This is a genomic window from Pseudomonas sp. CGJS7, from assembly GCF_036961695.1.
In genome coordinates this window covers 1-7049 of the sequence record NZ_JBAMDI010000241.1, presented here as the reverse complement: position 1 = coordinate 7049, position 7049 = coordinate 1, and the positions used below count along the sequence as shown (strand labels likewise).

Below are 7049 nucleotides of genomic sequence, written 5' to 3'. Positions count from 1 at the left end.
TCTTGGCGCTACGCCTAGATCAGGCCAGCGCCTTCTCGATATCGGCGGCGATCGATTCGGGCTTGTCGGTCGGCGCGTAACGCTTGATCACCTTGCCGTCGCGGCCGACCAGGAACTTGGTGAAGTTCCACTTGATCGCGTCGATGCCGAGGAAGCCGCCCTTCTCATCCTTGAGCCACTTCCACAGCGGGTGCGCCTTGTCGCCGTTGACGTCGATCTTGGCGTACATCGGGAAGGTCACATCGTAGGTCAGCGAGCAGAATTCCTTGATCTCGTTTTCGTCGCCCGGCTCCTGATGGCCGAACTGATCGCAGGGGAAGCCCAGCACTTCGAAACCGCGGGTCTGGTAATCGCGCTCGAGTTTTTCCAGGCCGGTGTATTGCGGGGTGAAGCCGCACTTGGAGGCGACGTTGACGATCAGCAACACCTTGCCCTTGTAGCGGTCCAGCGACTGGGTCTTGCCGTCGATGTCGGTGGCGGAGAAGTCGTAGGCGGTGGTCATGAGACGGCGCTCGATGTGGGTTGCGCGCACGATAGCGCGTCGGGCGTGACGATGCCCGGGTCGGCGCGGGTCGGATGGTCGAATCCGGCTTCGGCGGCTCGGACTTTAAAGCGCGTCACGCTTTGCTTGTGCGCGTATCGGCTTCGGCGGGCGTGACGGGGTGTGGTGGATTGGAGCCGTCACGGCTCGATCGCGGCGCCATGCTGTTGTCCGTCATCCCCGCGAAGGCGGGGATCCAGGGCTTTCTCGCGGCATGGCTCTGAAGTCTCTGGATGTTCGGCTACGCCGAAGTAAAGCGGAGCCCGCCTTCGCGGGAATGACGGTAGGCGAATGCGCCGCCGCGGAAACTCCTCCGCGCAAAAAACGAACGGCCCGCGCCAGGCGGGCCGTCCGAAACATCGCGACGCGATCGCTCGTACCGACTCGATCAGAACGAAGCCTTGAACTCCACGCCGACGATGCGCGGATCGTTGACGAAACCGACCAGGTTGTTGAAGTCGATGCCGCCGACCGCGCGCACTTCGTCGAGGATGTTGCGGCCGTACAGGGCCAGATCGTAACGGCCGTTGTCCCACATGTAGCCCACGCGCAGGCCGCCTTCGACCAGCGACTTGCCGCGGAACTCCTTGGACTCGTACAGGAAGAAGTTGACTTCGCTGCGGTAGGCCCAGTCGGTGTAGACGTAGAACTCGTTGCCGTTGGCCAGCGGCAGGGTGTAGCGCGCGGTCAGGTTGTAGACCCACTTCGGCGCCTGCGGCAAGGAATTGCCGTTGATCGCCGCCAGGGTCTGGCCGTTGCGCACCACCAGCGGGTCGGTCACGGTGCAGCCGCCGCCGCAGGGCGCGACGAACAGGTTGGCGTCCTTGATCTCGGTGTCGTTGTAGCTGGCGCCGAAGGTGACCATCAGGTTGTCGGTCAGGTACGCGTCGAGATCGACTTCGAAGCCTTGTCCGACGGTCTTGTCCGCGTTCACCAGGATGGTCTGGTTGAGCGCGCCGCCGACGGCGTTGAGCTGCTGGTTGTCGACGTTGTAGCGGAACAGCGCGAAGCCCAGGCGCGCGCGCTTGTCCCACAGATCGGCCTTGACGCCGGCCTCGTAGGAAATCACCTTCTCCGCGTCGGCCACCGACGGCTGCGGCGGCGTCTGGAACAGCAGACGGCCCTGGATGCTGGGCGCGCGGAAGCCCTTGGCGACGCGGGCGTACAAGTTGACCTCATCGGTCGCCTGGAACACGCCGCTGATGTCCCAGCTGACGTCGTCGACGTCGGTGGAGACCTTGAACGGACCCGACACCGGCGCGCCGAACGGCGCGCTCTGCAACACGCTGGCGCTGAAGTCCTTCTTGTCCTGGGTGTAGCGCAGGCCGCCGCGCAGCTTGAAGCGGTCGGTCACCGCGTACTCGACCGAGCCGAACGCCGCCCAGGCCTTGTTGCGCTGCTTCTGCTGAGCGTGACCGGCCTGGATGCCGCCGGCCAGGGTGTCGTAGTTGAGGCTGTCGACGGTGATGTCTTCGTCGAAATAGAACAGGCCGGCCTGCCAGTTGAACGCGCCGCTGTAGTTGGATTCCAGGCGGAATTCCTGGGTCCACTGACGGTGATCGGGCAAGCCGTCGGCGGATTCGGCGGTGAACGGAATGCCGACCGGGGTGCTGCCGCCCGGCAGGAACATCGCGCCGATGCCGCCGTCGATGTCGCCGCGGCTCAAGGATTCGGCGGTTTCGTAACCGGTGATCGAATACAGCGTCAGCTCGTTGGACAGATCCCAGCTCAGGCGCGCGCTGGCGCCGTGGGTCTTGAGGTTCTGGAAGTTGCGGCCGTCGATGCCGACCTTCTCTTCGTCGAAACCGTCGAACAGATCGTTGCTGCCCTTCTTGAACAACTGCGCGCGGAACAAACGCGCGGTGCCGTTGAGCCGGCGCGCGTGCACGTTGAACAGCGCGTGGAAGGTGTCGCTGCCGTCGTATTGCAACTGCAGGCGCAGCGCGGATTCGTCGTAGCCTTCCAGCTTCTTGTTGCTGCGCGCGTTGGGATTGGTGTTGTCGACCCAATCGTCGCGGCGCTGATACATCGCCGACGCGCGGCCGGACCAATTGGCGCCGAGCGGACCGCTGACGGCGCCTTCGAAGTTGGTGGTGCCGTAGGTGCCGTAGGAAATCTGGCCGTAGCCTTCCAGTTCGCGGGTCGGCTTGGCCGATTCGAACTTGACCACGCCGGCCGGGGTGTTGCGGCCGAACAGCGTGCCCTGCGGGCCGCGCAGCAGTTCCACGTTCTCCAGGTCGAACACCGGGAAGCCCTTGAGCAGCGGGTTTTCCAGGACGATGTCGTCGTACACCAGCGAGACCGGCTGGGAGGCGTTCAAGTCGAAGTCGGTGTTGCCCAGGCCGCGGATGTAGAAACGCGGGAAGGCGCGGCCGAAGGAGGACTCGATGTTGAGGCTGGGCAGGCGGCCGGACAGGAAGCGGATGTCGCCGCCGCCGGAGCCGAGCACGTGCAGCTTCTCGCGATCGACGGTGGTGAGCGCGACCGGCACGTCCTTGGCGCGTTCGACCTTGCGCTGGGCGGTGACCATCAGCGCGTCGAGGGTCTTGGCCTCGCCTTCGGCCGGAGCGGCCGCGGCGGGCGCGGTGTCCTGGGCGAAAACGCTGGCGGAAACGAGGGTCAGGCCGATGGCGACGGCCAGGGCGTGAGTGCGGGGAGCATGGCTGCGGAAAGCAGGCAAGTGCTTGAGCATGGTCGGGTTTCTCGGTGGACGCGGCGCATCGGGCGCCAGTGCTTGGGAAACCGCCGCGGCTTCATGCTCCCCTCGGGCATGGGCTGACGGCGATGGGCGATCGGACCGTCCCTTGACGGTCGGGATGCGGACCTGCCCGCACCGTGGTCGGCTCATTGACCGGCGAATGTTACCAAATCATTAAAGAGCCGGTGCTCAAAAGGCGCCTGGGGGCCACAGATGACCGTCGCCCCCTTTGCAAAAGGGGGCGGGCGCTTGCGTCGTCGGACGAAGGCGATGGTGCTGCTGCGCGGGGGATTTGCTGGCTAAGAGCAAATCCCCCCTGCCCCCCTTTTTCAAAGGGGGGGAGCTTCGTTGGGGGTGTTTGGAGACTGGTGGCAACGCGGGCTGGCTCGGCAGAGATAACCGTCGCCCCCTTTGCAAAAGGGGGCGGGCGCTTGCGTCGTCGGACGAAGGCGATGGTGCTGCTGCGCGGGGGATTTGCTGGCTAAGAGCAAATCCCCCCGGCCCCCCCTTTTTCAAAGGGGGGGAGCTTCGTTGGGGGTGTTTGGAGACTGGTGGCAACGCGGGCTGGCTCGGCAGAGATAACCGGCGCCCCCTTTGCAAAAGGGGGCGGGCGCTGCGTGGATGGACGAAGGCGATGGTGCTGCTGCGCGGGGGATTTGCTGGCTAAGAGCAAATCCCCCCTGCCCCCTTTTTCAAAGGGGGGAACTTCGTTGGGGGTGTTTTGGGCCTGGTGGTGGCGCGGGTATGGGTCCGCGGGTTACTTGGCCGCAGTGACCTTCGCCGGCGCCGCGAACGCCTTCACTCCCAGCGCCGCGTGGACCTCGCTCGGGTAGTACGCGGTGTCGCCGCGCAGCACCAGCGACACCTTGCGGATGTCGCCGATGTCCTTGGTCGGATCGCCATCGATCAGAATCAGATCCGAACGCTTGCCCGGGGTGACCGAACCGCGGTTGTCGAGCACCCGCGCGACCTTGGCCGCGTTCCAGGTCGCGACCTGCAAGGCCTGCGACGGGGTCAGCCCGGCGCGCACGTACAAGGCCAGTTCGTGCTGCAAGGTAAAGCCCGGAACTTCGTCGGTGCCGGCGAGCAACGGCACGCCGGCCTTGTAGGCGCGGCCGACGAACTCGACCAGCTTGTCGTAGGACTTGACGTAGCGCGCGGCGGTGGCGTCGTCGGGAATGTTCATTTCCGCCGAACGCCGGCCGCGCTGCACGTCCGGCGGCAGGTGGTCGTCGATGCCGGCGACGATCGGCGACAACTCGCCGTCGCGCTGATGCAGGAACTCGAAGGTGGCCAGGGTCGGGTCGATCGCGATCTGCTTTTTCGCCAGAGTCGCGATGAAGTCCTGCACCGGCTTGGAATCCAGGTCCAGATCGGCGGTCTTGTCGGCGACCAGATAGAACCGCTGCAAGGTGCGGGTGTCGGTCTTGTCGTCGACGAAGAAGTTCAGCATCAGCTGATTGACGTGCTGGATTTCGTCGAAGCCCTGATCGACCACGTCCTGCGCGCGCAGGAACGCCGGCACGTGGCCGCTGACCCGCAGGCCCTTGCTGTGCGCATAGGCGACCGTGTCGCGCAGCACCGCCTTGGGGAACGAGTTGTAGATCTTGATCTGCGGATAGCCGTGTGCGGCGTACCAATCCACCGCCTTCTTGGCTTCGTCCAGATTCTTGATGACGAAACCGTTGCGCGCCGAATAGTTGCTCTCGCCCTCGATGAAACCCGCCGGCACCACGCCCGGCGACATCAGGGTGCCGTTGTCGATCTCGGCGATCATCTGCTGCAAGGTCGCGTTGTCGTTGCCCATGTCGCGCACGGTGGTCACGCCGGCGGCGATGTTGAGGCCGCCGTCCCAGCGCGACACATGCCCGTGCATGTCGAACAAGCCCGGCATCAGCACCTTGCCGCCGCCGTCTACCACCCGCGCCGGCTTGAGGTTCTTGTCGGCCTTGCCGACCGAAACGATCTTGCCGTCGGCGATCACCACATCGGTGGCGTCGCCGAGCTTGGCGTGTTCGCTGTCGAACACCCGCACATCGCGCAACAAGGTGGTGCCGGTGAAACTGTGGCCGAGCTTCTTGCGCAGATCGACCAGCAGCTTGCCCTCGGCCGCCTTCTGCTGCGTTTCCAGCGCGTTGGCGTTGGCCTGCCAGCCTTCCTCGATCAGTTGCAGATAACCGGGATAGATGTAGGCGAACATCCGCGGCTGCGCGCCGGTGGTGGCCCAGACGAAGTTCGGAGTGAAGCCCTGCCCGGTCAACGCGATCAGCTCGACGGTCTGGGTCTTGCCGTCGCGGCTGACCTGCGCCTGCGCCAAGGTCTGCGAGCTCAAGGTGCCGTTGGGCAGCAGCGGCAATTTGCCGTCGGCGCGCTTGGCCAGCGCGCTCAACAACACCGACATCCCCTCCGGCGTGCCGCCGACCGGCGAATACAAACCGATCCCGGACACCGTCGCCTCGCCCGCATCGGACTTCGATTTCCAACTGGCCTTGTCGCCCTCGCGCTTGAAGCTCTCCTCGACCTTGGCGCCGAAGGTGGAGGTGCCGCTGACCTGATAAGTGCGGTAGGTACCGTCCTCGGCCAGGGTGTAGGTTTCCTTGAGCTCCGGCCCGCGGCCGTTGTCCTTGAATATGTACTCCACCGACACCGCGCCGTCGTCGCCGCGGGTGACCACTTGCTGGCCGGCCTGCTTGCCGCCGTCGACCAGGGCCAGATAGCGGGTGGTTTCGGCGGCGAGCGCGGTGGCGGACAGGCCCAGCGACAAGGACAGCGCGAGCGCGCCGTACGCGGCGGATTTCACAAACGGGGAATTCATCGGTGCGGCTCCGGACAAGAAAGAGGAAGAAAAAAGCAAAGGCCGTCAATCGCCGTCGTGCGTGACCATCACGACATAACCGTCGGGGTCGCGGACGCGGAACTCGCCCTTGGGGCGATAGAACGGATACGCGATCTCGCCCGCATCCAGGCCAGCGGCCAGAACACGTTCGCGCATCGTCGCGACGTCGTCGCAGTACAGATAAAACAGCACGCCCTGGACCGTGTCGTCGATCGGCCCGTCGGCCTTGACCAGCATGAACTCGGCACCGCCCGGGCTTTCCATCCAGGCCCAGACCGGGTCTTCGCCCAGGCAGGCCTCCTGATGCACTTGCCCGGCGCGGAAATCGAAGTTTGCGTAGAACGCGATCGAGCGCGGCAAGCTGGCGACGTGGACCATCGGCACGAATGCGCGCGCGCTGGGTTTGGCCGGCGCGTGCGCGCCATGGCCGTCTACATTGGAACCGACATGCTGCGATGACATCCAAGTACTCCCGCGGGTCCGACCCGGGGCAGTGTAAACCTGCGCCGCCGCGCCGCGCCCCCAGCTTTCGACCTACTCGGGCATCCGCCGACGGACCCAGGCAGGGGCGCTCAGCCGGCTCCGGCCGAAAAACAGCAAGGGCGCCGAAGCGCCCTTGCCGTTTTGTTGCGCGAACCGACCTTGCGATCAGCCCAAGGTCCAGGTCGGCTGCGGCTGCATCGGCGCGAAAGCCGATTCCCGCGAACCATCGCCGGCCGTCGCCATCGCCGCGATCAGGCCGTCGATCTGGCCCGAGTTCAAGCTCGATCCATCGCCAAACACGACGTTCTCGATCTTGTAACCGCCGGCCCCCTTGTACCAATCCTTGATCACGACCTGGTCGCCCTGCCCCGCGACGACGGCCTTCAGATCATCGCCGACGCGCTGGAATGCGACGTCGCTCTGATTGATGCCCGCGCCGAAACGCAAGGTGTCGGCGTACGGAGCGGCGCTGGAATACGCACCGTTGTCGC

6 protein-coding genes are annotated in these 7049 nt (G+C 65.3%); 1 reads left to right on the top strand and 5 read right to left on the bottom strand.

What is annotated here, in order from left to right; all coding sequences use genetic code 11:
* Positions 1-19: 19 nt before the first annotated feature.
* On the bottom strand, positions 20-502 hold the full coding sequence (locus V7787_RS51880; protein WP_336095304.1) for a glutathione peroxidase: 483 nt from the start codon (positions 500-502) through the stop codon (positions 20-22).
* A 74-nt stretch (positions 503-576) separates the two neighbouring features.
* On the opposite strand from V7787_RS51880, the gene V7787_RS51875 reads away from it, so the two are divergent.
* Entirely contained in the window at positions 577-765 is a 189-nt protein-coding gene (locus V7787_RS51875; RefSeq protein WP_336095303.1) for a hypothetical protein, read from the top strand.
* Between the two features lie 164 nt (positions 766-929).
* Here V7787_RS51875 and V7787_RS51870 read toward each other — a convergent pair whose 3' ends face one another.
* From V7787_RS51870 to V7787_RS51855, 4 genes are all read right to left on the bottom strand, one after another.
* Positions 930-3233 carry a TonB-dependent receptor gene (locus tag V7787_RS51870; RefSeq protein WP_336095302.1) on the bottom strand — a complete coding sequence of 768 codons (2304 nt, stop codon included), beginning with the start codon at positions 3231-3233 and terminating at the stop codon, positions 930-932.
* A gap of 763 nt (positions 3234-3996) precedes the next feature.
* The gene (locus tag V7787_RS51865; protein WP_336095301.1) at positions 3997-6054 is read right to left on the bottom strand and encodes an amidohydrolase family protein; all 2058 of its coding nucleotides are present in this window, start codon (positions 6052-6054) and stop codon (positions 3997-3999) included.
* Between the two features lie 45 nt (positions 6055-6099).
* Complete coding sequence (locus V7787_RS51860) at positions 6100-6537, bottom strand: VOC family protein (protein ID WP_336095300.1); 438 nt, start codon at positions 6535-6537, stop codon at positions 6100-6102.
* Between the two features lie 186 nt (positions 6538-6723).
* A partial coding sequence (locus V7787_RS51855; RefSeq protein ID WP_336095299.1) for a calcium-binding protein occupies positions 6724-7049 on the bottom strand: 326 nt, incomplete at its 5' end.

What these genes read in the sequence shown, in the direction of transcription:
- V7787_RS51865 (WP_336095301.1), bottom strand. Translation starts at nt 6,054, where the DNA reads ATGAATTCCCCGTTTGTGAAATCCGCCGCGTACGGCGCGCTCGCGCTG.
- V7787_RS51860 (WP_336095300.1), bottom strand. Translation starts at nt 6,537, where the DNA reads ATGTCATCGCAGCATGTCGGTTCCAATGTAGACGGCCATGGCGCGCAC.
- V7787_RS51870 (WP_336095302.1), bottom strand. Translation starts at nt 3,233, where the DNA reads ATGCTCAAGCACTTGCCTGCTTTCCGCAGCCATGCTCCCCGCACTCAC.
- V7787_RS51880 (WP_336095304.1), bottom strand. Translation starts at nt 502, where the DNA reads ATGACCACCGCCTACGACTTCTCCGCCACCGACATCGACGGCAAGACC.
- V7787_RS51875 (WP_336095303.1), top strand. Translation starts at nt 577, where the DNA reads ATGGTCGAATCCGGCTTCGGCGGCTCGGACTTTAAAGCGCGTCACGCT.